The sequence below is a fragment of the Paenibacillus sp. FSL L8-0435 genome (assembly GCF_037965655.1).
GTDB lineage: Bacteria > Bacillota > Bacilli > Paenibacillales > Paenibacillaceae > Paenibacillus.
Genome location: NZ_CP150185.1, coordinates 1,863,220 through 1,885,608, shown reverse-complemented (window position 1 = coordinate 1,885,608; position 22,389 = coordinate 1,863,220). Strand labels below are relative to the sequence as shown.

Genomic DNA, 22,389 nt, shown 5'->3' with positions numbered 1-22,389 from the left:
GCTTCGGAGTGAATTTCGGCAGCCTTGTTCTACAGAAACGCTCTCAATCTACGGCGCTTCCTCCCTGTCCAGAGGCACTGCTTACTTATCTCCATCATCACGTTTGCTTTTAAGTTAAACCTCTAGAGGTTGTCAAAAAGTCCGCTTTTGATTACGAATGATGCCTAGCGGCATGATCAGTGTCGAATATGGAATTCAGCCGAATAAGCAGATGCTTACGAAGTATGTTTCCTTCGGAAACATTGTAGTTGCTCACGTAGTTTTCCTACGCTCCGCTACTCCATTTCTATCTTCATCCCATCTTCTTGGTACTGAAAACCGATCTTTTTGAACACTTACCTATATCGATGTAATCATCGATGATCGTTCATAATTATATGCAAAATAGATCGAAATAGCAAGCCGTCCATGTTCTAATTAATGCTTGCACCCTTATCTTTCAATTGTTTCAGGCGCTGCTGGATTTCACGAATCTCAACTGCCTCGACTGCTCGCTCATTCGAATGCTCGGGCTGTGTCAGACTGTCTTTTCCAGCAGTGCTCACAGGAGACAGCAACTCCGATAGTCGCATCTCCAATCGTAACCGCTCGTCATCGGATTCCCGGGTCTCCAGCGCCACCTCCCGAAGTTTGGTGGACTGCTCCCAATCCGACACACCTCCTTCAAACAGAGTTGCTGTGCCACCAGCCTCCAGATCGCATAATCGATTCGCAAGTGACTTCGTCAGCATCCGGTCATGGGATACAAGTACCAAAGCACCTGAAGCCTGCTTTAATACATTTTCCATGACTTCCTGGGTATCGATGTCCAGATAGTTCGTCGGTTCGTCCAGCACCAGCAGATTTGCTCCGCCAAAGTACAGTCTCAGAAATGCCACTCTGCACTTTTCCCCCATGCTCAAATCCCCAATGTGCTTGAACACATCATCTCTGGAAAATAGGAAACATCCCAGAATGGTACGTGCCGCACTTTGTGTCATGGATGGAAGGGTAAGCAAGCTGTCCAGCAGCGTCAGATTTTCGGGAAGCCCTTCCAGCTCCTGTGAAAAGTAACCGATTTTCAGCTGTGGATGCCGTGTGACCTTGCCTTGGGAAGGTTCCAGTTCACCAATCATCAACTTCAGCAGTGTTGTCTTGCCCGTTCCATTAGGACCTCGTACAGCAAGCCGATCGCCGCGTTCCACAGCAATCCGAAGATCGCGCAGCAATGGTTTGTCTCCCGTATATGAAAAACTCACCTCTTCCAGCGCAAGCAGCTGGCGTGCAGCCAGTGGATTCATCTGTAATTCCATGTTCAACTTGGCGGCTTCACGAGGTTTATCCACCCGTTCCCGCTCCAAACGCTCCAGCTGTTTTTGTTTCGCATGGTAACGTGAAATATTTTTGTTAGCTTTGGCTTTGTAAAAGCTCTGGGTGATCTTCACCTCCACATCAGTCGCTGAATTATGCGCTTTATGGAACCACTCCTGATAATTTCGAATCGTTTCTTCCAGCGCCTTACGCTCCAATTCCTGCCTGCGGTAGATCGTTTCCTGTTCACGTAATTCACGCTCTTTGTGGATCTTGTAGTCGGAGTATCCGCCCTTGTATTTGGTCAGGGTATCTGGACTGAACTCAATGACTCCTGTTGCTACCTGATCAATAAATGTACGATCATGTGATACAAATAACAGCGTACCTTCATATGAGGATAACCACTCTTCCAGCCAACGCATGCTTCCCTCATCCAGATGATTCGTCGGTTCATCCAGAATCAGGAACTTGGGTTTGCTGACAAGCAGCCCCGCCAAACGAGCCTTTGTTTTTTGTCCACCACTCAAGGAATGATAGGGTCTATTCCAATGCTCTGCGGATAATCCAAGGCGGGTCAGTACTTTCTCTACCTCAGTCTCCCACATATAACCGTTCAACTGTTCGTATTGCTCCATCACTTGTGTATAAGCTGCAAGCAGCTCTTCATCCGCTTCAGTGCTCATGCTCAACCGTTGTTCCAGTTCTTCCAAGTTCCGTTTCACTTCATAGATCTGACCGCTCTCACGCCGGACCGCATCCAGTACATTCATCCCGGTCTCAATCTCCGAGCGCTGGCGCATGAACCCCCATTCCTGCTGAGGAATATGACGTTCAATCCGTCCCCCACCATGCTCCTCACCCAAAATGATGCGTAACAATGTTGTCTTGCCGCATCCGTTGCGACCCAAAATGGCGAGTCGTTCGCCCTCATTAATCTCCAAATTCAATCCTGTAAACAATTCAATACCGTTCCACTCTTTTGATACTTCATGTAAGCGTACCAATGTCATCATGAGACCTCATCCTTCCTGCATCCTTTTTGCTGAACAAAAAAACCGCTGGCATCAGCCGGCGGTTTGGCAATTCAGGGTTGGATCAAGCATTCAAAGACAGATCTAAGGTAAGCTACGGCATGAACAAAGAAACCCAAAATACAGGGTACACGTAAACCTCAATGGCTTACTTGCTCCATACCTTTTCCCATAGCTGAATTTGGACACACGAATCCCCTCATTGCTCAGCCGCTCTGGCTGACTGCGTCATAAAACCGTCTGCAGTTAACTGGGGTTCAATTCATGTGTTTTACTTCATGGGACGTATGGTTACCTCTCATTCATGTGTAGTATCAATTTCTCCGTTATTGTACCAGATCATTGTAAAAAAGCAAAGGGTATATAAATTAAACTAAAGCATACTTACTTACTTACTTACTTACTTACTCGCTACTCCGAAGACAGAACAATCTTCTGATCTCTGTTGCCACCGGATTTCCTTTAGGGCAATAGAAAAAGCCCCTGCATCGCAAGGGCTCCGGTACTACTTCGTTAAGCGGGTGATGGGAATCGAACCCACGCTATTAGCTTGGAAGGCTAAAGTTCTACCATTGAACTACACCCGCATGATTGAAGATTTAATTGTTAAGTTCCTTAGGAATTTAACAGTGTTTTTACAAATAATAATATACCATGATCCTCTATAGCATGCAAGTCACATTTCCCATTTTTTTCATTACACATCCATCAAAAAAAGCAGGAGCACCCTCGCGCCCCCGCTGTTTCCTATCCTGTAGGCTTATCCACATCTCTCAAAAACTGCTTTTCAAATTCAGCGGCTTTAATCGGTTTGCTGAAGAAATAACCCTGAGCCTCGTGACAGTGTTGATTGCGAAGAAAGACCATCTGATCTTCGTTCTCCACGCCCTCAGCTGTGACTTTCAGTTGTAAATGATGCGCCATTGAAGTGATGGTGGATACGATCGCGGCGTTATTGCTGTCCTCCATGACTTCATTGACGAATGAACGGTCAATCTTGAGCCGATCAATCGGCAGATCCTTCAGATAGTGCAACGAGCTGTATCCCGTTCCAAAATCATCAATACTGATATGCACACCAATTTCTTTGATTTTGCGCAACTGTTCGAATGACCGGTCTTTATCAAATGTCATGCTCTCTGTAATCTCCAGTTCAAGCCACACAGGCTCTAGTCCCGTCTCTTTGAGAATGCCATTGATATTGTCCAACAAATGGGAGTGCCTGAATTGTCTCATCGACAGATTCACCGAAACACACAGTTTACGATAACCGGCTTCCTGCCACTGTTTGTTTTGTGCACACGCCTCACGAAGCACCCATTCGCCAAGTGGCACAATGAGCCCACTCTCTTCTGCCAGAGGAATAAATTCCGCCGGAGATACCGAGCCTCGCTGCGGATGCTGCCAACGCACCAGGGCTTCCATGCCAACGATTAGTCCACTTTGCAGATTAACCTGCGGCTGGTAGACCAGGTAGAACTGACCCCGATCCAACGCTTTGCGCAGATCATTCTCAAGCTGCAAACGCTCCTGTGCCTTCATCTGCATCGCATGGGCAAAACGATTCAGTTCCATTCCTTGTTCCTTTGCACTGTGCAAAGCCGTATCTGCATTCTGAATAATCTCCAGTGGTGACTCCCCATCGTGTGGGAAAATGGCCATCCCGATTCCAAGTGTAAGATGATACTCATTGCCATCAACCAAGACGGGCTTCTCAAAAAGCTGCAAAATGGATCTTGTCCGACGCAACGCTGTATCGGTTGAACTAAAATCTGTCATCGTTAATGCAAACTCATCTCTTCCCAATCCAAAGACTTCTTCTCCTGGAAGTGACGAATGTTTCAGTCGTTGACCTACCTGACGCAAAACCCGGTTAGCTGCTTGCTGTCCGAGCGAATCATTAATGGTTTTGAACCGATTAATATTCAGGACCAGTACACCAACAAGCTGTTCCTGCACCACGGCATCATCCATCATTTTTTTCAACCGCTGTGAAAGGCGACGACGGTTTGGAAGTCCCGTTACATCATCATGATGAGCAATATAGTTCATCTTGGCTTCCGCCACCTGCTGTTGCAGGAAAGGCGTGTCCACTACGGACGTATACAGTCCTTTTTGAATGAAAAAATATGCCATACAATTACTCAGCAATCCTAATAACAGATTGAGATCGTTCACCCCAGTTGCTGAAACAAAATAACATTCACCAAAAAAGAAACACAGAATGCCACATAGAATGGTTGGTAGATCAGCATCTTTGGTTTTTTTCCATTGCACAAACATAAGAACCGCAATAATGCCATAGAGCAATCCGACCATAAGATGAACTCGGGTGAAGATACCACCCAGCACTTCCCCGTCAAGCATACTCGGCAACATGCTCCATTCCTGAATAGCCATTATGTACAAAATAACAAAGGTACCCAATGTCCCACTGAACAGTAAGAATTTGCGTGGTAATGCAATTTCTTTCTCATTTATGGTATACACGAGCAGTAAACCTACTGAACATACCAAAGATCCCATGGTTGACATCATTAAGGAGAACTCCGATTCCATCATGGCTCCATTTGGGATCTCTTCTGCAAATGAAACAATATGAACCAGTTCAAACAGACCAATCAATAAAAAGAGTGTTGTCAATAATGCCCTCCGAAGAGTTAGCTTCTGTGTCCGAAACAACCAGCTTTGATTGTAAATACCGATACAAGCCGCTACCGCAGCAAATCCACCCAAGAGTGTCAAAACCGGGTAACCCGATATGATCAGATCAGAGCTTGAAGAAGAACGAAACCATTGACTTGCGAGGAAACACAATAAGCCGCACACAGCGACCCAACTTATGTTTCTCTGATCTTGCAGATTAACCTTCATGCCGTGTTTTCCTTCCCGGGATCACCTATCCTGAATTACATTAACCAAACTTAAAACTTACTACACGATTCGACAAAATCATATTAACCAACGTTCAATTCACATGCATACACATGCTATCTGGTACATAATAACATTTAATTTTGTATACGTGAACTAAAAAATAGTTACTCCTAGGAATATTTATTCATAAATATAGAGAAAAACAAGGCATTAAGAACTAAAAAAACATGGATCTCCAGTTAGAGTCCATGTTTTCCTATTTTGCAACTGTATTTCAGACTATATTACTTATCAAAATTCACTTCTGGTGTTGTTAATTTATCATAGAAATCTACAACCTTATCCTTGTCTTCCGATGAACGAATCGCCATCGCTGAACGTGGATGCTCGTCCAACGCACCTGTAATCATGTAAGGCAGAATGTAACCCCATTCTTCTTTTTCTCTCAGTGGAACCATCAACTGTTCCAATACACCAAGTACTGGACGCAAGTTGTATTTTGTTCCTTTCAGATGAGCTACAAGCAATTCGGTTGGACAGTTTCCTGCCGCACGTCCCATACCATACACAGAAGCATCAAGCAGTTCAACGCCAAGTTCTGCCGCAACCAATGTGTTAGAAAACGCAAGTTGCATATTATTATGTGTGTGAACACCAAGACGCTTGTTAGGCAAGTGAGTCTTGAACTTCTCTACCAGATATTTTACATCATTATGGTCCAAGCTACCGTAGGAGTCTACAATGTAAACAACATCCACAGCGCTTTCTTTGATCAATTCAAATGCTTCCAGCAATTCATTCTCCATAACATTGGAGAGTGCCATAATATTCAGTGTAGTTTCATATCCACGATCATGGAATGTTTGAACCAGTGCAAGTGCCTTATCTACATCTTTGCTGTAGCAGGCAACCCGGATCAGATCCAGCATGCTCTCACTGCGAGGCAAGATATCATTTTCGTCCACACGACCTACGTCAACCAGTGCAGACAGTTTGGTATTGCCTTTTTGAGGAATAACTTTACGCAGGAAATCATCGTTCAGGAAACGCCATGGTCCTGCTTCCTCGGCGCCTTTAAGCAACTTCGGAGAGTTCTTATATCCAATTTCCATATAATCAACGCCAGCTTCATTCAATCCAGTATATAGCTGTTGAACAAAGTCCACGCTAAAGTCCCAATTATTCACCAATCCGCCATCACGAATCGTACAATCTACAATTTTGCAATGATTTGTCTTCATTAATGTCTGCTCCTTTTCTGACCAACTTGTGTATTCCTCTCATGATACTTGAACGTGACAAGAAAAGTAAAGGGATTCCGGACTTATTTACTTCGATAAGATCTCCAGATTCGGTCAATCTCAACCATATCGGAACGATCGGGAGCTTTCTCTCCATAACGGACGGCATTATACGTATCTGGCAGTCTCGAAGACAGCTCATCTTCTTCTACCTTCACACCATTCTGAATAATGGTCTGTGCAGCCTCCAGCGGAGTGTGCGTCCCTTGTATTACCACGCCTCGATGAGCAGCTCTTTCAATCCAAGTCCGATAGTAATACCGAACACGTTCAGCATCCTGTGCAGGGGGCGCCTCTTTCTTACGAAACCAATTCTTTCGGACTTTTGCTGGCGCATCAAGCGTCTCACTGACATCGATATACTCCGTCCGTGGTTCTGCCTTCTTTTCACCTGGTTGTAACATCCCCTTGAATCGATCCATAAGTCTGTTTATCGTTTTTTGTCCCAACCTCAGAAGCAGCCACAGAATTGCTCCTGCTACAGCACACATCACTACCCATCCGAGGATGTTCCAGAAGACTGAGGGCTCGGATGGCGGCTCTCTCCAGTCATTCGGTATATTTAGCGGCTGATTGGGGTTGTCCATTGGTAATCGTGGCTCCTCGCCGGAAATCGGACCAAACCATCCCCTGATCCATGCGAGCAAGCGATCACGTAGTGGTCCCAGCCAGGCAGCCAGACTTGGGAAAGCACCAATCGCGACGATAACAATAAACATCCACATGAACCGCTGATGATTCGCACGTGCAAAATCTCTTAATACCAATCTTCTCTTGCCATCATTGAGTATTGCCTGATCCAGTTGCAGCATATATCGTCCAACCAGCCAAAAGGCAAAACTGATCACTCCTGCAATATAGATCCATAGGGTATAGGTTCGTATCGGCTGCATGAATTCCAACGAGTTCGAAGCAATCATAAGCACGATCGCACTGATTACACCCATAATCTGCAAGCGCCATAACAACACAGAATGAAAGACTGGCTGGAAGGTCAGCCCTGCATAAGCCGAGATGACTCCACACAGTACCAATGTGATGATATCCGGCAACGGGAGAATGAGGCTCATCCCAACAACGAGTGCGAAGAGAAATCCTATGACCAGTGCCGTTACTCCACGAATGAATGTATTCTTCTCGCTAAAACCTGGAATTTTATGCTGAATGAACTGTCCCAACCAACCTACAAGAACAACCATGATGAATAATGTGAACGGCAAATGTTCCATTGCGTAGAATGAAGCAAGCGTAAATATCGGAAAAAGGTATATGCCCGCCATCAAGACGGCAAGCATCGCTATGAGTCCTTTGGTCGTCGCTACCGGTCTGTTCCTCATGCACTCACCACCTTCGTATTACCCTTCATGTCCTCCACCGGGAGAATCGTCACACGATGTCCTTGTTCGTGCAGACGTGCAATCTCGTACTCCATAGCGGCAGATACATAGGATGTAATCAGCAGATAGCTGCGGATTTGCTGTGCTTCTTCATTCAGACGTACTTCATCATTAAGGAATTGCTCCATGGGCACCATACATTTCAACTCTGTCTCAGCCATAGCTTCCAGTAACCGTTCCAGATGAGGCGTGCCATAATCTGGCTCAATCCGAAGTGTATCGCGCCCTCCACCCACATGATAACCATTATGAGCGAACCCTGCCGGTAGTCCTCTACCGATGGCATCCACTGCAGCCGTGGCAGCGTAACGGAGTGCCCGTTCAATCTTTTCCGGTCGAGTGACAACACTCCACATATCTGCAGATTCCTGAATGTTGACTACAATCCAGGATTGCGGATCAGCCGTCCATCCCTGCTTGTAGACTTGTAATTCACCTGTACGTGCACTTGCTTTCCAGTGAATACGATTCATGGGGTCGCCTGCACCATAAGGCCGAACACCCAGGATCAAGAAAGGATCTTCAACGATCCATCGTGATACTTCCACTTCTCCCTGCCATACCTGATAAATTGCAGGAAGATCCTCTGCATTCATTAATGAAGGATACACGATCATTGACATTTGCAGAGGAATCGGTTTGGTGGAACGCCACACGCCAAAGAGATCCCCACCTGTCATCGTTGCTGTATTTAATGGATAAATCCCACGCTGAGTACATGTAAAAGGATGCTTGCGCGTAATACGAGTAAACGGTTTTAACGTAAAAATACTCTTATGGTTCTGATAGATCTCGCCTTGACTAATATCCATACCTGAGCCGGAACGAAATACAAACGACACTGGCATCATCGATTCAAGTCTGAGCCACGGTACGGAGACTCGTTTCTCATTTGATATCGTCTCCACCATCTCAAGTTCATCTCCAGCGTAACAACGCAGCTTGCTGAATTGTCTGCTGTACCTGAGTTTTCGCAGTGCAGGTCGTCCAAACCACACACCATGTATAACAACGACAATGCCTCCAACAAGGACAAGCCATAATAATGCCATAAGATTAACGCCCGCTTGTAGCGAGATTCTCCGTAGGAACTTCTGTCTGATTCAGAAGTTCCTGGATGATACGCTCAGCCAAGCCCTCTTGTTGTCTGATGCGGTTACGGAATACCAGTCGGTGGGCCAGCACAGGTTCCGCCAGTACTTTAATATCATCAGGCAAAACAAAATCCCTGCCATGCAGTGCAGCCCATGCCTGACTTGCCTTGAGTAATGCCTGAGCCCCTCGTGGACTTACGCCAAGCGAGAGCTCGGGATGTTGCCTTGTCGCTTCGGTTAACTGAATGATATATCGTAGCAAATCTTCGTTAATTTGCACTGTTTTATACGTATCCTGCGCCTTCAAAAGTTCTTCACGACTGATCACTGCCGAGAGATCATCAACAGAACGACTGGCTACCGTACGTCTCAAAATTTCTACACTCTCTTCACTGCTTGGATAACCCATACGAATTTTCATCATAAAACGATCCATCTGCGCTTCAGGTAGCGGAAAAGTTCCCTGGTTATCTACAGGATTCTGGGTGGCGATAACGATGAATGGCCGTTCCAGCTGTCTCGTTGAACCATCAATACTGATCTGGCGCTCTTCCATACACTCCAACAAGCTTGATTGTGTACGCGGTGTAGCACGGTTAATCTCATCGGCTAGTACAAGATTGGCAAACAAGGGGCCGGGTCGGAATTCAAAATCCCCTTCTTTTTGATTAAAAAAATGAATCCCTGTTAAGTCAGAGGGTAGCAAGTCCGGTGTAAACTGTATCCGTTGGAATGTGCAGTCCAATGAAGAGGCTACCGATTTGGCAAGCATCGTTTTCCCAGTACCCGGTACATCCTCCAGCAGCACATGTCCTGACGCTATGATGGCTGTCATCACCAGCTCTATGGTATGCTCTTTTCCCACAATCACTTTTCCCACATGATCCATCAGTTGTTGATTCATTCGTTCCATTCCTTGGATTTCCATCTGCATCTCATCCTTCCGTTATGGAGCTTATGTATTCGCATTCATTACTAACTATAACCCTTTTTGGCAACAAAAAACAAAGGAGTCGGCTAATTGCCGACTCCTCTACGTCCCGCTCTTCTCAATATACCAAAGGTAACATAATGATAAAGCGCGTACCTTCGCCTTTTTTGCTATCCACAGAGATGGTACCTCCGTGGTTCTTGATGATCCGGTAACTCACCGAGAGTCCCAGCCCCGTTCCACTTTCCTTGGTCGTGAAGAATGGATCAAACAGACGCACAAGTGTGTTATGGTCCATCCCCTGACCGTTATCGGCGATGGAGATCTGCACGAACTTGTTTTCCGTGGCGGTAGATATTCGAATTAGACCCGTGTGTTCTTCGCCGACTTCCTCAATGGCATCCATTGCGTTTTTCACCATATTCAAAATAACCTGCTTAATCTGTTTGACATCAATGGACACATTCAGCGGGGCATCCCCTTCATCCAACGTGATCTCGCATCCCTTCATCAATCCTTCGCTCTCTGTCAGCAAGACCACCTCTTTAAGCAAAGAGTCGACAGACATCACAGTCTTCTGTGGCGCTGACGGTTTGGAAGAATTCAAGAATTCGTAGATGATGTCGTTCGCCCGATCAATCTCTGTAAGTATGATGCGAGCGTACTCGTCTTTGCCAAGCTGCAGCAGATGGGGCCGAAGCAACTGGATAAACCCACGGATTGCGGTTAACGGATTACGAATTTCATGAGCAATAGAAGCCGAAATGCGCCCCAGCATCGCAAGTTTGTCATTTTGATAAGCGGTCTGTTCAATCTGTTTATAATCAGATACATCCTTGACACTGAACAAGAAGTCTCCGTCCATCTGATCCCCGTACGTCACAGTAACCAGCCAATGCCTTCCGTACTCATCAATCAACTCATGATAGCGCTTACGGTGAAAAATAGTTTCCCGATAGATACGTAAAATTTTCTTTTTCTTGAATCGGCTCATCTGTGGATGATGCAGCATTTGCATCAGGGTGCAGCCGCTCAACAGACTTCTTGGAAGTTCCAACAACTTTGCCATCTGAACGTTAATAAACGTCAATACACCGTGACTGTCAAACAACATAATACCGCTATCCAGATGTTCCAGTACATTCTCATACTTGTTGTTATCCAGATGCACAGGCGGGAATCCATCCGTTGGTTGAGGCACTGTATCCTGAAATTCACTAATCATGTCAGGTTCCTCCTTTTCACGTAAATGATAAACTTGCCATTCGGACATCATATCATCACAGAAACAGGAAGGGCCGATTTTATTTTTCATTACCGGTGCCCTTTCGTTGGGGGGCTGAGCCGAAAATATGGATGGCATGGCCGGAACTCATGCTGGTCTATTCCCGGTAACCAACAGTTGATCCGGAAAATCATATACGTTTGTCCCATTCTGACCTTCTCCTATTCCCAAACACGAACATTTTTTGCTCCGCCTCTTTTGCAAGTCTGTTTTTATCATAGACAAGTTTATAGAAGAGAGTCAATCGGAGAAAGTGTCGAATGGAAATTATTTTAAAAAAAACCTCGAATTAGTTCCAGAATACAGCACAAAAACGAAGCCGTTTCACCCCAATAGGCAAATCAGCTTCGTTTTTAATATCTTTAATTTGTGATATATCCGAGATCATCTATAGTCCGGTCTTATTATGCTGAATTTTCAGTCTGCGCTGACTCATCACAGCTAATCGACGTTTAAGTTCGCTTTCCCACTTCTCGTCTTGGGTTTCCTTCGCGAGCCTGAGCAAATCCAGAGCCATATCAATCTGGCGCTGCACAATGACCATGGCATCCTCACTCTCACGGTTTACACAGTTTTCGAAGATAGCATCCTCGTCTTCTGTTACATAATCCTGAAAATCGATCTCGGATGCACCGTCTCCATGCGCATATTCAGCGAGAATCTCATATTCATTTTCCACTTTATAATGCACCTCAACCCGGTGACACACCGGGCAAAACAGCAGGGGAACATTATGAACCTGGGTGCGGTAATGCTTCAGCGTGCCCTTCGTTCCAACCATACTTGCCCCACAACAGTAACTCATTTTTGTTCACCCTCCTTATTCGTGCCGGGACTTTTTTGTTAAAATGCCATCCCGTACACTTCCAGCACTTCCGAAAAGGAATAGTTCCATCAGTGTATCACATTCATGTACAGATTATAAATGCAGAGCACCGGAATATTTACCGGGTTTCCATACCCTATTCGCCTTAAAGGCCATCAATTCCTCTTTCAACAGATAAAAAGAAGACTTTCTTCTAATATATTATTAACACGCTTAGCTGCTTGTTCAAACACTTTTGATTAACTTCGTGATAACTTCCGTCAAAAGGGTGCAAAAAGCCCTCAATCCCTAACGGGATGAGGGCTTGAACAAAAACCGTTCAAGTTAATCTGGCTTACAGGTTAGTGTCGCCTGGTTTCCAGTTCATTGCACACAATCCGCCGGATTGCAGTGCTTGCAGTACGCGAAGTGTTTCTTCAACACTACGGCCTACATCATTGTGGTTAACCACTTGATATTTCAATTCGCCTTCTGGATCGATGATGAACAGACCGCGCAATGCTACGCCTTCTTCTTCGATCAGAACGCCGTAATCTTTAGCCACTTGCTTCGTGATGTCAGAAGCCAGCGGGAAGTTCAATTGACCCAGACCATTGCTGTCTACAGGTGTGTTGATCCATGCTTTGTGGCTGTGTACGGAGTCTACGCTCACGCCAAGGATTTCTGTATCCAAAGCTTTGAATTGCTCGGAAGCAACGCTCAAAGCTGTAATTTCAGTTGGGCACACAAATGTGAAGTCCAAAGGATAAAAGAAGAATACAAGCCATTTGCCACGATAATCGGACAGTTTAACGGAACCAAAGTCTTGTCCGTCTCCCGATACTGTTTCCATTGCGAAATCCGGTGCTGGTCTACCTACCAAACGTTCTGCCATAACTAAAAATTCCTCCTTTGGGATTATGTAAGCATCCTTGCGGATTGCTCATCATCAAGAAAAACGCGTACGCTTTTCCTGTAATTAAAATGATTTGATACTTGATAACAAGTACAAGTAAAATGTTATCATCCGGACTTCCCAAAGTCAAGATTATAAACATTATTTTTTTATAATCATTATAAATAAGGATTTTTCGTGGCAAAAATGATAAAGGAACAGCCCTCTGTACATTCCATAACTGGAAACAAAGGGCTGCCATGTTTTTGGTCCTATAATTACGCTTGTTTCTGAATAGCCGCCACGATCAAATCGCCCATTTCGGTCGTGCTGATCGCTGTGCTCTTGTCTACAGCAATATCACTCGTGCGGTGTCCTGCATTCAATACATCCGACACAGCTGCTTCAATGGCATCTGCACCTTCGGTATAACCAAAGGTTGTACGGAACATCAATGCCAAAGAGAGAATGGTTGCAATCGGATTAGCGAGGCCTTGACCTGCGATATCCGGTGCGGAACCGTGTACCGGCTCATAGAGTCCGAAGCTACCCTCTCCCAGTGATGCAGATGCGAGCATACCGATGGAACCCGTCAACATCGCTGCTTCATCACTCAAAATATCTCCGAACATGTTTTCCGTTACGATGACATCGAAGCTGGACGGACGACGCAACAATTGCATCGCGCAGTTGTCTACCAGCACATGCTCCAGTTCAACATCCGGATAATCCGGTGCTACCCGGTTCACGACTTCACGCCAGAGACGGGAAGTTTCCAATACGTTGGCTTTGTCTACAGAAGCCAGCTTTTTGCGACGTCCTTGCGCAATTTCGAACGCCTGACGAACGATCCGCTCCACTTCTGTTACATTATATGCACATGTATCCACAGCCTCTTCGCCCTGTGCACTTTCACGTCTGAACTTCTCTCCGAAGTAGATCCCACCTGTCAACTCACGTACCACCATCAGATCTGTACCTTCCAGTACTTCAGGCTTCAGCGTTGAAGCATCCTTCAAACAATCAAATACGACAGCCGGACGCAGGTTGGAGAACAATCCAAGTGCTTTGCGAATACCCAGCAGGCCTGTTTCCGGGCGAAGCTCTTTGCTGTTGTTATCCCATTTTGGGCCACCAACCGCTCCAAGCAGGACTGCATCTGCACTTTTACATACGCTCAGTGTTTCTTCAGGAAGAGGTGTACCCTTCTCATCAATCGCGATTCCGCCAAACAGCGCATGTTCTGTCTCAAAACGATAACCGAATACTTCCTCCGTACGTTTAAGAACTTTCTCAGCCTCAGCTACGACTTCAGGGCCAATTCCGTCACCTGCAATAACTGCAATTTTTTTTACGTCTGCCATTGGGTTGTCCACTCCTTATATTTCATTCATTATTTATTCATAATGTAACGTCTCATATTAACTCTCTCTTTTGTATCATATTCCAAGGTCATTTGACCAAGATATACAATCTATGACTTTAATAGATTTTACCTATAAGCTAATAGAGATTAGCCTGCACAAGTTGTTCCTGACCTCCCGGTGGGGTAAAATATAGCTGAATTCAAATCAGGTACGCAGGAGGGATAAGCAACATGCAATATTCGTATTTGGGTAAATCAGGCCTCAAGGTCAGCCGAATCTGTCTCGGTACCATGAATTTTGGGCCTGCTACAGATGAAAAAGAAGCTTTCCGCATTATGGACGCAGCACTCGATGCAGGCGTGAACTTTTTTGATACCGCTAACATCTACGGCTGGGGTGAGAATTCCGGTCTTACCGAAGAAATTATCGGACGCTGGTTCAACCAGGGTGGTGGCAGACGTGAGAAAGTGGTTCTGGCCACCAAAGTCTATGGCTCCATGCATGATGATACAGACGGCCCCAACAACGAAGCTGGCCTCTCCGCCTACAAAATCAGACGGCATCTGGAGGGTTCCCTCCGCCGTTTACAGACGGATCATATCGAGCTATACCAGATGCATCATGTAGACCCAGCCGTATCATGGAATGAACTGTGGGGTGCATTTGAGAATGCCGTTCATCAGGGTAAGATCGGTTATGTAGGATCGAGTAACTTTGCTGCATGGCAGATTGCAATCGCTCAAAGCGAAGCCAAGAATCGTCATTTCCTCGGCCTGGTTTCCGAGCAACATAAATATAGTCTCAACTGTCGTTTGCCTGAGTTGGAAGTACTGCCCGCCGCCAAAGAGCTGGGCCTCGGCGTCATTCCATGGAGTCCACTGGATGGTGGATTACTGGGACGTAACGCTCTGCAGAAGCTGGAAGGAACACGCAGCGGGGGCATCGCTGGACGGATCGAGCAGCAGCAAACTCAGCTTGAAGACTTTGCTGCACTCTGTCGTGATCTCGGTGAACCACAGGATACAGTGGCTTTGGCATGGGTTGCAGCCAATCCGGCAGTGACCGCCCCGATTATCGGACCGCGTACACTGGAGCAGTTTGAGACCGCACTCAAATGTCTGGACGTGACTTTGGATGAAGCTGTGCTCAAACGTCTGGATGAGATTTTCCCGGGTCCAGGTGGACATGCACCTAATGCATACGCGTGGTAATAGCTTAATAGTGTAAGCCAATGCAATAGGTAAGCGTTGAAAAGGTTCTGTGTTTTACTGCCATAATCATATAAATACAAGCAAAAGAGTCTGACCCTCCACAGGAGAGTCAGACTTTTTACGTACCTCACTGAACGTAACAAAGTAAGCCGAACGATCTACTAATTTAATTAAATTAAAGATTAATCAGTCTAGCAGCATACATGTGTCTCGACTTATAGTTCAGTTCAATGAAGGCTGCGTGCTTCTTGCATCGGAGCCTACAGGTTAACGTTCACACGGTTCGTATATGTCTTGCGCTTCTCAATCAATTGATTCAGACCGTCTACATAGGCACGTGCACTTGCACCCAATATATCTGTGCTTACGCCACGTCCTTGTACCGAAACCTGATTCTGAGTCAGCACAACATGTACTTCACCCAATGCATCCTTACCATGTGTTACCGATTTGATGGAATAGTCAGACAGCGTTACGTCTTCCCCGCTTACTTGGTCAATCGCATTGTAGATTGCATCTACCGATCCGTTACCCTCTGCTTGCTTCTCAATTGTATCCCCGTCAAGCGTCGCAATGCGGACTTTGGCTGTTGGTATCGATTCATCTCCGTACGTTACGAAGATGGATTCCAGTTTATACACCTCAGGTGCATCCTGCAATTTCTCTTCAATTACGGCAAGCAGATCTTCGTCAGTCACTTCTTTTTTCTTATCAGCCAGATCTTTGAACTGGGCGAAAGCACGATTCAATGCTTCTTCTTCCAGCTCATATCCCAGATCAATCAACCGTTCACGGAAAGCATGTCGGCCAGAATGTTTACCCAGTACAAGTTTGCTTTCCTTCAGACCGATGGACTCTGGAGTCATAATCTCATACGTTGTTTTTTCCTTCAACATGCCATCCTGGTGAATGCCGGATTCATGTGCGAAGGCATTTGCCCCAACAATGGCTTTGTTTCCAGGTACAACCATACCTGTCAAACGGCTAACCAAACGACTGGTCCGTGCAATCTCAGACAACTGCAGCGAAGTTTTCGCCTGGAAAAATTCCTGACGTGTCTCCAGTGCCATAGCAATTTCCTCGATCGCCGTGTTCCCGGCACGTTCACCAATGCCATTGATCGTCCCTTCGATTTGATCGGCTCCGTTGAGAATGGCTGCAAGTGTATTCGCCGTCGCCATACCCAAATCATTATGACAGTGGGCACTCAGCTGTACCTTTTCAATACCGTGTACATTCTCCTTAAGGTGTTTGAAAATGTTGCCGTATTCATATGGGCTCAGGTAACCAACCGTATCCGGAATATTCACAACGGCTGCACCTTCTTCAACAGCCATATTTACCATTTCCACGAGGAAATCATACTCGGTACGACCTGCATCCTCAAGTGAGAATTCAATCTTCGAGAATGTTTTCTTGGCATAACGAATCGCGGAACGAGCTGTATCCAGTACCTGCGCTTTGTCCATGCGCAATTTATGCTGGCGGTGAATGGGTGAAGTTGCCAGGAAAACGTGAATGCATGGGTCCTGTGCACCTTTAAGTGCTTCCTTAACCGCATCAATGTCTTGTTCTCTGGAACGGGACAAGCCAATTACGGTCACATTTTTGACTGCATTTGCTACTGCATTGACAGCTGCCAGATCACCTGGAGATGCCGCCGGGAAACCCGCTTCCATCCGGTCAATGCCAAGCCGCTCGAGCTGATGGGCAATTTCCACCTTTTCACGAGTGTTCAGATTGACTCCCGGGGATTGCTCTCCATCACGCAGCGTTGTGTCAAATACATAGATTTTACGCACGCTTCGCACCTCCTGTACTTGTTATTATATGTTTCTCTGAACCAGCAATAGCGGCTCACGCATAAGCACGGCCGCTATTCCCAGTTAAAGCTCTAAGTTTACTTGATTACCTTAAAGTGCATGCTCTAGAAGTTAATGCTTACTTCTTGATCCAGTGCATCATCTCACGCAATTGTCCGCCAACCACTTCGATTGGGTGTTCAGCTTCGTTGCGACGAGTTGCTGTCAAGAATGCACGTCCGGATTGGTTTTCCAGAATGAAGTCACGTGCGAATTTACCTTGTTGGATATCCGTCAGCACTTCTTTCATTGCTTTCTTCGTATCTTCAGTTACAACGCGAGGTCCAGTTACATAGTCACCGTACTCAGCTGTATTACTGATGGAATCACGCATGCTTGAAAGTCCACCTTCATACATCATGTCAACGATCAGCTTCAGTTCGTGCAGACATTCGAAGTACGCCATTTCAGGAGCGTAACCCGCCTCTGTCAATGTTTCGAATCCAGCTTTTACCAATGCACTCACGCCACCACACAGAACAGCTTGCTCACCGAACAGATCTGTTTCTGTTTCTTCACGGAAGGAAGTTTCGATAACCCCTGCGCGTGTACAACCGATACCTTTAGCATAAGCCAAACCGATTTCTTTTGCTTTACCCGTTGCATCTTGCTCAATCGCGATCAGGCCTGGTACACCAAAACCTTCCACATAAGTACGACGTACCATGTGACCAGGGGACTTAGGAGCTACCAGCAATACATCGCTGTTTTTTGGAGCAACGATTTGACCGAAATGAACGTTGAAACCGTGTGAGAAGAGCAATGCAGCGCCTTCTTTCAGGTTTGGTTCGATTTCGTTTTTGTATACAGAAGCTTGAGTTTCGTCTGGCAGCAAGATTTGAACTACATCTGCGCGGCTTGTTGCTTCAGCCGGGGACAGAACTTCAAATCCGTCATTTTTTGCAGTGTCGAAGGATTTACCTTCACGAAGTCCGATGACTACGTTCAATCCACTATCACGAAGGTTTTGAGCTTGGGCGTGGCCCTGGCTACCATAACCGATTACCGCGATCGTTTTTCCTTTCAATACGTTAAGCTCTGCATCTTGTTCATAATAAGTAGTTACTGGCATGTTTATAAGTCCTCCTTTGTATTGTAAAGAACCCTTCATTAATGAGCGGGTGTCTCAAGGGACCGCCTCGCTTGGAGTGTCAAAAGCATCTCTGGTCTGATCCGATCCGTTCAGACACCCGCCCATTAATGCGGGAATGTAGCTATATTTTCAAGCGTTACATCACTAAAATGTTAAATTACAACTGTTAGGGGACTGACACTCACATAAGATCAACTGTATATGTTAGCTAACCGTCGTCCCTCTTCATTCATTATAGCTTTATACGTTGCCGCGTACCAATGCAGTGATGCCTGTACGGGACAATTCGCGAATGCCATATGGCTTGAGCAATTCAATCATAGCATCAATTTTGTCCGTATCTCCAACTACTTGCACAATCAGGCTGCCTGGACCCACATCTACAACGGATGCGCGGAATGTTTCTACCACACCCAGAATTTCAGGTCGCTCGGAAGGCTCTGCTTTCACTTTGATCAGGGCGAGTTCACGGGCTACCATCGGTTTCAGGCTGAAATCAACCACTTTAATAACATCGATGATTTTGTACAATTGTTTCTCAATCTGTTCTAGTGTTTTATCGTCACCAATGGTAACAATAACCATCCGGGAGAGTCCAGGTTCTTCCGATTGACCTACTGTAATACTCTCAATGTTAAATCCGCGTCGACCGAACAACCCTGATACCCGCTGAAGGACGCCTGGCTGATCGTTTACCAATATTGAAATCGTATGTCTAATCATTCGTCAGCATCCCCCATCAGCATTTGATCAATTGTTGCTCCCTGCGGAACCATTGGATACACATTTTCATCCTTGCGTACTACGAATTCTACAACGACTGGTCCTGGTGTATCCAAAGCTTCCTGCCAAGCACGCGCTGCTTCTTCTTTATTCGTTGCACGCAATCCTTTCACGCCATATGCTTCAGCCAGTTTTACAAAATCCGGGCTTCCTGCCAGATCAATGTGGCTGTAACGGTTCTCATAGATGAGTTCCTGCCATTGGCGAACCATTCCAAGTACCTGATTGTTAATGATCACAATTTTTACCGGTATATTGTTAATGGCACAGATTGCGAGTTCTTGGGAACACATCTGCATTCCGCCGTCACCGTTAATGGAGATAACAAGTCTGTCCGGATTGGCCATCTGAGCACCAATTGCAGAAGGGAATCCAAAGCCCATCGTTCCGAGACCACCCGAAGTTACCCATGAACGTGGTTGATTAAACTTGTAATACTGTGCTGCCCACATCTGATGTTGTCCCACATCCGTAGTTACAATTGCTTCACCTTTGGTTGTATCATTCAGCATTTCAACAACCCACTGCGGTTTCAGCACTTCGTCTGAATCCGTATAGCTGTAAGGCTTCTCTTGTTTCCACTGTTTGATCTGGTCTCTCCATGCATCTGCACGCTCTGCACGTCCAACTTCTTTGTTGGCTATTTCAAGTACGGTCTTCACATCACCAACGATTGGAATATCGGTTGCAATGTTTTTACCAATCTCAGCCGGATCAATATCGATATGGACGATTTTGGCATGTGGAGCGAATCCGTCCAGCTTACCTGTTACCCGATCATCGAATCGTGCGCCGATATTAATCAGCAGATCCGACTGTTGGATGGCCAGGTTGGATGTGTATGTTCCGTGCATTCCTGGCATCCCTGTCCATAGTTCATGCCCACTTGGGAATGCTCCAAGCCCCAGAAGGGTTGTCGTAATCGGAATGCCTGTCTTCTCAACAAACTCGAACAGTTCTTCATGTCCTCCCGAGTATACCACACCGCCACCGGCCAGAATCATTGGACGTTCTGCTTCCTGAATGGCCTGAGCCAAACGATCAACCTGCAGTTTGTTTGGTACTGTCCGTGGATTGTACCCTCTTAATGTAACAGGTTCAGTACTCGGTTCAAACAAGGTTTTGTTGGCTGAGACATCTTTTGGAATGTCGATCAGTACAGGACCTTTACGGCCGGTGTTGGCAATATGGAATGCCTCATGAATGATACTCGACAAATCCTTAACATCTTTTACCAGATAGCTGTGTTTGGTGATCGGCATTGTAATCCCGGTAATATCCGCTTCCTGGAAAGCATCCGAGCCGATCAGGCTGGAATTAACATTTCCCGTAATGACAACCAGCGGCACAGAATCCATATATGCCGTGGCTATTCCAGTAACCAGATTGGTTGCTCCCGGCCCGGAGGTAGCGATACAAACACCAACTTTGCCGCTTGCACGTGCATATCCGTCAGCTGCATGAATTGCACCTTGTTCGTGACGGGTTAAGACGTGTTTGAAATCCTCGAAACCATACATTGCATCGTAAATGTACAACACTGCGCCACCCGGGTAACCAAATACGCAATCCACACCTTCAAGCAACAAGCTTCTCAGCAGAATCTCGGAACCGCTAATGACCTCCGGCTTCATCCATTTTTCACGTAATTCATCTGTCGATCGTACTTCTGGAATTTGAGCTCCCATTAGTCATCCTCCTCTCGGAATTTACACCATTCTGACATTTAAAGTTACAAAAAAAACCTTCCATCCCCTGCAAACAAGTTCATGCTTGCGAGGGACGAAAGGTTATCGCTTCCGTGGTACCACCCAACTTTGTCCGAAATTTCGCAATAACGGACCTTACCAGGTACAACAAAACGAATAGCTCAAACGAACATAGTCGTTTCCCATACCTGTTGTCTGTAACGCAGACATACGATTTTCCCTAATACGCGAAAGGAGTGACATCCAGTGCTTTTCAGGAAAACAGCTCCGAGGTGAGCTCGTATATAAGGGATAATGGTGGTGGTTTCAGCAATTCCAGCCACTCTCTGAGCAAAAGAGCCCTTAAAACTTCGTCCTCTTCATAGCCGATGAAATATTCTCGTTAAATGTTAGGAACATTATATGATTCCTCCAACCGATAAGTCAATACCTGTTTTGCATAAAAATTCAGAGAACCTTCCTTCCCCCCTCTTCAGCCTATAAGGTTGCCCTAATCCCAGCGCTTCATTCAGTCACCTTTTATCTTGCTTCGGGCATAGGATATACGAGCAGCACGACTGGTCCTGAAAGGAGGCTCCGCATGGTGATTCGGCAACGCACATCCAAGCTGGATGATGGCGCCATCATGAAGCTGATTGACACTCAACTTGTTCCTTTATCCCATATGAGCGAAAAGGAAATTAATAAAATCCGCAAAGAAATACCCCTGCGAATGAACAGGGGCATGACCTTTGTTGTCTCGCCGGAGCCAGACAAAGCTGCTGTGGCATTCATCCATTTTCTCATGCATGGGGAATTGCTCTATGTCGATATGATGGCCGTTAGTCCAAAAGAACAACGCAAACGTTATGGGCAAACTTTGTTGCTCAAAGCAGAAAGCTTTGCGGCATCCCGGGGTTGTCGAAGGTCTAAAGTTATGGTAGATGAAGGCAATACCAAAGGGCTTCAGTTTTATCAAAAAAATGGATACAGCGCGATTCGATATATCATGATAAGCCGCTGCTACGAATTGGAAAAAACATTATAGAATGTCCTAGAAAAATCCTGGTGGACGTGGACCTGGACCATAAGGGCCGAATCCAGGACCAGGTCCATATCCGCCACCAGGTCCTCCAGGTCCATATCCCGGTCCGTAGCCTGGACCATATCCAGGGCCTGGTTTTGGTCCAGGTCCATATCCGGGACCGAAGCCGGGACCACCTCCGTAAGCATAAGGCAGTGTGGCAATAGCAAGCAGATCAAACAATACCAGTGGCAGTATCGCTTTTGTACGTACTTTTTTGCCATTCAGACGCTTCAGCACCAGTTTGTTGCCCGATACTTTCAACAGCTTTCCCGTAACCCGAGTGCCGTCTTTTTTGATTGCAACAATATTTTTGCCTATTAATTTCATCGCTTCATCACGCGTAACTTGTTGTTTCATACTTTTCCCTCCTCCTCGGATCGTTCAAAACA

General features: G+C 45.9%; 17 protein-coding genes and 1 tRNA gene. 2 read left to right on the top strand and 16 right to left on the bottom strand.

Annotated features, from left to right (window positions below):
• Window positions 1–413 precede the first annotated feature (413 nt).
• The 11 genes from abc-f to leuB all read right to left on the bottom strand — a co-directional run bounded on the left by abc-f (window position 414) and on the right by leuB (window position 14,273).
• Entirely contained in the window at window positions 414–2,306 is a 1,893-nt protein-coding gene (gene abc-f / locus NST33_RS08675) for an ABC-F type ribosomal protection protein (RefSeq protein ID WP_221822917.1), read from the bottom strand.
• Between the two features lie 534 nt (window positions 2,307–2,840).
• Window positions 2,841–2,911: transfer RNA gene (locus tag NST33_RS08670), tRNA-Gly, on the bottom strand.
• A 160-nt stretch (window positions 2,912–3,071) separates the two neighbouring features.
• On the bottom strand, window positions 3,072–5,198 hold the full coding sequence (locus tag NST33_RS08665; RefSeq protein ID WP_221822909.1) for an EAL domain-containing protein: 2,127 nt from the start codon (window positions 5,196–5,198) through the stop codon (window positions 3,072–3,074).
• A gap of 287 nt (window positions 5,199–5,485) precedes the next feature.
• Window positions 5,486–6,442 (bottom strand): aldolase catalytic domain-containing protein, encoded by a 957-nt coding sequence (locus NST33_RS08660; RefSeq protein WP_221822907.1) that lies wholly within the window; start codon window positions 6,440–6,442, stop codon window positions 5,486–5,488.
• Window positions 6,443–6,525: 83 nt separating this feature from the next.
• Window positions 6,526–7,839, bottom strand: a complete 1,314-nt coding sequence (locus tag NST33_RS08655; RefSeq protein ID WP_221822905.1) for a hypothetical protein — start codon at window positions 7,837–7,839, stop codon at window positions 6,526–6,528.
• Complete coding sequence (locus NST33_RS08650) at window positions 7,836–8,951, bottom strand: DUF58 domain-containing protein (RefSeq protein WP_221822903.1); 1,116 nt, start codon at window positions 8,949–8,951, stop codon at window positions 7,836–7,838. The genes NST33_RS08655 and NST33_RS08650 overlap by 4 nt, the downstream gene beginning before the upstream one ends.
• A 4-nt stretch (window positions 8,952–8,955) precedes the next feature.
• Entirely contained in the window at window positions 8,956–9,921 is a 966-nt protein-coding gene (locus NST33_RS08645) for a MoxR family ATPase (protein ID WP_017689647.1), read from the bottom strand.
• Between the two features lie 121 nt (window positions 9,922–10,042).
• Entirely contained in the window at window positions 10,043–11,149 is a 1,107-nt protein-coding gene (locus tag NST33_RS08640; protein ID WP_221822901.1) for a PAS domain-containing sensor histidine kinase, read from the bottom strand.
• A 448-nt stretch (window positions 11,150–11,597) separates the two neighbouring features.
• Window positions 11,598–12,014 carry a hypothetical protein gene (locus tag NST33_RS08635; protein ID WP_221822895.1) on the bottom strand — a complete coding sequence of 139 codons (417 nt, stop codon included), beginning with the start codon at window positions 12,012–12,014 and terminating at the stop codon, window positions 11,598–11,600.
• Between the two features lie 355 nt (window positions 12,015–12,369).
• Window positions 12,370–12,909, bottom strand: coding sequence for a peroxiredoxin (locus tag NST33_RS08630; RefSeq protein ID WP_036610146.1), 540 nt, complete (start codon window positions 12,907–12,909; stop codon window positions 12,370–12,372).
• Window positions 12,910–13,187: 278 nt separating this feature from the next.
• A complete protein-coding gene (leuB, locus tag NST33_RS08625) occupies window positions 13,188–14,273 on the bottom strand; it encodes a 3-isopropylmalate dehydrogenase (protein ID WP_036610148.1) in 1,086 nt (361 codons plus the stop codon).
• A 233-nt stretch (window positions 14,274–14,506) separates the two neighbouring features.
• Here leuB and NST33_RS08620 point away from each other — a divergent pair, with 233 nt between their 5' ends.
• Complete coding sequence (locus NST33_RS08620) at window positions 14,507–15,487, top strand: aldo/keto reductase (RefSeq protein ID WP_221822893.1); 981 nt, start codon at window positions 14,507–14,509, stop codon at window positions 15,485–15,487.
• A 260-nt stretch (window positions 15,488–15,747) separates the two neighbouring features.
• Here NST33_RS08620 and NST33_RS08615 read toward each other — a convergent pair whose 3' ends face one another.
• The 4 genes from NST33_RS08615 to ilvB all read right to left on the bottom strand — a co-directional run bounded on the left by NST33_RS08615 (window position 15,748) and on the right by ilvB (window position 20,913).
• The gene (locus NST33_RS08615) at window positions 15,748–17,289 is read right to left on the bottom strand and encodes a 2-isopropylmalate synthase (RefSeq protein WP_076209215.1); all 1,542 of its coding nucleotides are present in this window, start codon (window positions 17,287–17,289) and stop codon (window positions 15,748–15,750) included.
• 139 nt (window positions 17,290–17,428) lie between these two features.
• On the bottom strand, window positions 17,429–18,421 hold the full coding sequence (ilvC, locus tag NST33_RS08610) for a ketol-acid reductoisomerase (protein WP_036669754.1): 993 nt from the start codon (window positions 18,419–18,421) through the stop codon (window positions 17,429–17,431).
• A gap of 261 nt (window positions 18,422–18,682) precedes the next feature.
• The gene (gene ilvN, locus NST33_RS08605) at window positions 18,683–19,165 is read right to left on the bottom strand and encodes an acetolactate synthase small subunit (RefSeq protein WP_024628317.1); all 483 of its coding nucleotides are present in this window, start codon (window positions 19,163–19,165) and stop codon (window positions 18,683–18,685) included.
• Window positions 19,162–20,913 carry a biosynthetic-type acetolactate synthase large subunit gene (ilvB, locus tag NST33_RS08600; protein WP_036610160.1) on the bottom strand — a complete coding sequence of 584 codons (1,752 nt, stop codon included), beginning with the start codon at window positions 20,911–20,913 and terminating at the stop codon, window positions 19,162–19,164. The genes ilvN and ilvB overlap by 4 nt, the downstream gene beginning before the upstream one ends.
• A 601-nt stretch (window positions 20,914–21,514) precedes the next feature.
• Here ilvB and NST33_RS08595 point away from each other — a divergent pair.
• Entirely contained in the window at window positions 21,515–21,961 is a 447-nt protein-coding gene (locus NST33_RS08595) for a GNAT family N-acetyltransferase (protein WP_091014845.1), read from the top strand.
• A gap of 6 nt (window positions 21,962–21,967) precedes the next feature.
• Here NST33_RS08595 and NST33_RS08590 read toward each other — a convergent pair whose 3' ends face one another.
• Window positions 21,968–22,357, bottom strand: a complete 390-nt coding sequence (locus NST33_RS08590; protein WP_047842246.1) for a hypothetical protein — start codon at window positions 22,355–22,357, stop codon at window positions 21,968–21,970.
• Window positions 22,358–22,389: the final 32 nt, after the last annotated feature.